Consider the following 2413-nt stretch of genomic DNA (forward strand, 5'->3'; position numbering starts at 1 on the left):
TATGCGGTCGAACTGAACCGCCTCGTTGAGCTTGAGATGGAGGGCTCGCTCGGATAACGAGTCCTCAGCGTTATTTCAATCGATCACCAACTATCCAATAGTACTAACAAGGTTCGTTATGACAATAACACAACTGGATTGTCTGCAGTGTGGAGCCAGCTATGATTATATCGGTGGCTCATCACATGTACCCGAATGTCCCGACTGTGAATCGACCTGTGTCTCCCCAGTCGGCAAACTACATATCGAGGGCAATGATTACTGGTCAGCACCGAACGGAACCGGTGAACTACAGATATCTGCTGTTGACGAACATGACCGGCATGTTGAGTTCTGTATTGGGTTTCAGAGATCCAGCGGAAAGCTCACGCAGATCACGATTGAAGAAAGCTCAATTCAAGCTCAACAGTGTTCCGTAGTCTGGCCCCTAAAAGAGCTATTTGCTGAACAGCTCTCGGAGTTCGGCATTACAGAATTGATTAATCCTATGGGGGCAGACGCAGACAATCCCACACAGAGATAAGCAGCAGCCGATCCTACAAACCACACTCGCTGCTGCTACGCAGCCAAGCCGTTTGTCTTAATTAAGCCCGGACGGACTAACCCAATCGATCCCTAACTGTATTTTGTATGGAATCCTTTGCCGTAAGCGATGCTGCAGCGGACGTTTCGGATGATGAAGAGTCAATTGAAAAACTTCGAACTGATGCCGTCAGCCTCGAAATAATGAGCTTCAAGGAGGGCGACGAGGATCCGATGCACGCCCACGGCGAAGATGAGATCTACCATGTTGACTCCGGAAACGCAAAACTCAACATTGAGGGGGACACCTACGATGTCTCTGCGGGTGACGTGATCCATCTTGAACCGGGAACCGATCATCAGTTCCTCGACTTTGAGGACAAACTTGTTATGACTGTGCTGTACGCTCCAGCTAAGGGGTCAGCTGAGTAAGGATCAATTACGTTGACACCGAGTTGTACGCAAGAACGTACGGAAACAATACGGCCACTACTTCACTCGCGATTAATATGGCACCGACGGCGGGAACAGCCTGTCATCGTGTGCGCTTCGCACCTGGTAGAAAATCCTCTCTTAGAACGACCACTTTCTGCACACGCTCACCAAACATGTCGTAGAGCGGTACATCGATTACGGGATTGATTGTATCGCTGTGCAGAGTCTGAACGATTGTGATTGAGCCACAGGATAAAGATGGCAGAGGTTATGACGAGCCAAATTCACTCAGAATAGGGCGGATTAACTGGATAAGCCCGTGTACCAGCCGTTTTGAAAGTCGCTAGAACGGCGTCACCCGGAGTCAACTCAAGTGTTTTCACGCTTGTCTGGGTTACGAGTGCTATCAGTTCAGTGTCTGCGTCGATATCAAGCATGACCTGCGCGAGACGATCCCCGTCAACGATATCAGTAACTGTGCTCTGAAATTGATTTCTAGCACTCGTCTTCGTTTCCGGGACGCTATTTGCTGCATGAAGCGTGACAGCGTCGGATCTGACCGCAACCCTGACGTCATCAGTCACCGATGGCACAATCGCTCGAATATCACCCGCATCTGTCTCAACCGTTCCAAGTTCCCCGTCTCTGTAGATGACATTTCCGCGAAATACCGTCTCTTCAACCTCGGTGAGACCAGTGAACTCGGCCTCCAGTCGTGCAAACTCCCCAAGTAGTTGTTCACTGTTTTCAGTCAGTGTACTTCCACCACCCCCAGAACCTCCACGCTGCCGTTTAACCAGTTGTCCGAACGAATCTTCAAGTTCGACAATACGCTGTTGAGAACGCGAGTACGAACGTTCCAGCTCCGTCGCTGCTTTGTTGAGTGATCCATGCTCACGAATCGCCTCAAGTAGTTCCACGTCTCGTTCCGTGAATCTCACCCCCGATTTGTCCAGCTTCGCATCAAAATCCGCATCGAGTTCCATGGCGTCATGTTTGTTTCCGAGCCCAAAACGTTATGCCAAAAAAGAAATAACGTCGGTTATATCGATGAGGAAACAACGGCAGGATGCCAGTTATTCACGCCGTCAATTAATTCAAGCAACCGGTGTCGCAGGATTAGCCGGTATTGCAGGGTGTAGCCGTGACACTTCTCAAGGACAATCTCCGACGATTGCAATCCTTGCGCCTGGAAGTTTTCAAAATGCACTGGCTAACGGGCTCAGACCTGCCGTTGATATCCCCGTCCAGATTGAGACACACGGTTCGGCAACAGTTGCTCGCATGATCGCTGCGGGGCAGCGTGATCCCGATATCGTCACAGTCGCCGACGTGGCACTGTTCGAGAATCCCCTCAGCCCCTCATGGTACTCTGTATTCGCCAGCAATTCGCTGGTTCTCATACTGATAGCTGAAAATTCATGAGGGTTGAGCCACAGTATCCAATACGGTGACA

General features: G+C 50.3%; 4 protein-coding genes. 3 read left to right on the forward strand and 1 reads right to left on the reverse strand.

Annotated elements, in window-relative coordinates; genetic code table 11:
* The first annotated feature begins 118 nt into the window (after nucleotides 1–118).
* The gene (locus DP106_RS15650; protein ID WP_133305189.1) at nucleotides 119–523 is read left to right on the forward strand and encodes a hypothetical protein; all 405 of its coding nucleotides are present in this window, start codon (nucleotides 119–121) and stop codon (nucleotides 521–523) included.
* A gap of 107 nt (nucleotides 524–630) precedes the next feature.
* The gene (locus DP106_RS14915) at nucleotides 631–954 is read left to right on the forward strand and encodes a cupin domain-containing protein (protein WP_120086592.1); all 324 of its coding nucleotides are present in this window, start codon (nucleotides 631–633) and stop codon (nucleotides 952–954) included.
* Nucleotides 955–1241: 287 nt separating this feature from the next.
* On the opposite strand, the gene DP106_RS14920 is transcribed toward DP106_RS14915, so the two are convergent.
* Nucleotides 1242–1943 carry a TOBE domain-containing protein gene (locus tag DP106_RS14920; protein ID WP_120086594.1) on the reverse strand — a complete coding sequence of 234 codons (702 nt, stop codon included), beginning with the start codon at nucleotides 1941–1943 and terminating at the stop codon, nucleotides 1242–1244.
* Nucleotides 1944–2007: 64 nt separating this feature from the next.
* On the opposite strand from DP106_RS14920, the gene DP106_RS14925 reads away from it, so the two are divergent.
* On the forward strand, nucleotides 2008–2382 hold the full coding sequence (locus tag DP106_RS14925; RefSeq protein ID WP_205738962.1) for a type 2 periplasmic-binding domain-containing protein: 375 nt from the start codon (nucleotides 2008–2010) through the stop codon (nucleotides 2380–2382).
* Nucleotides 2383–2413 lie beyond the last annotated feature (31 nt).

Source organism: Halonotius pteroides (assembly GCF_003605635.1).
Taxonomy (GTDB): domain Archaea; phylum Halobacteriota; class Halobacteria; order Halobacteriales; family Haloferacaceae; genus Halonotius; species Halonotius pteroides.

Bases quoted from the DNA above. Each gene is read 5' to 3' on its own strand.
- DP106_RS14925 (WP_205738962.1), top strand. From the start codon at position 2,008: ATGAGGAAACAACGGCAGGATGCCAGTTATTCACGCCGTCAATTAATT.
- DP106_RS14915 (WP_120086592.1), top strand. From the start codon at position 631: ATGGAATCCTTTGCCGTAAGCGATGCTGCAGCGGACGTTTCGGATGAT.
- DP106_RS14920 (WP_120086594.1), bottom strand. From the start codon at position 1,943: ATGGAACTCGATGCGGATTTTGATGCGAAGCTGGACAAATCGGGGGTG.
- DP106_RS15650 (WP_133305189.1), top strand. From the start codon at position 119: ATGACAATAACACAACTGGATTGTCTGCAGTGTGGAGCCAGCTATGAT.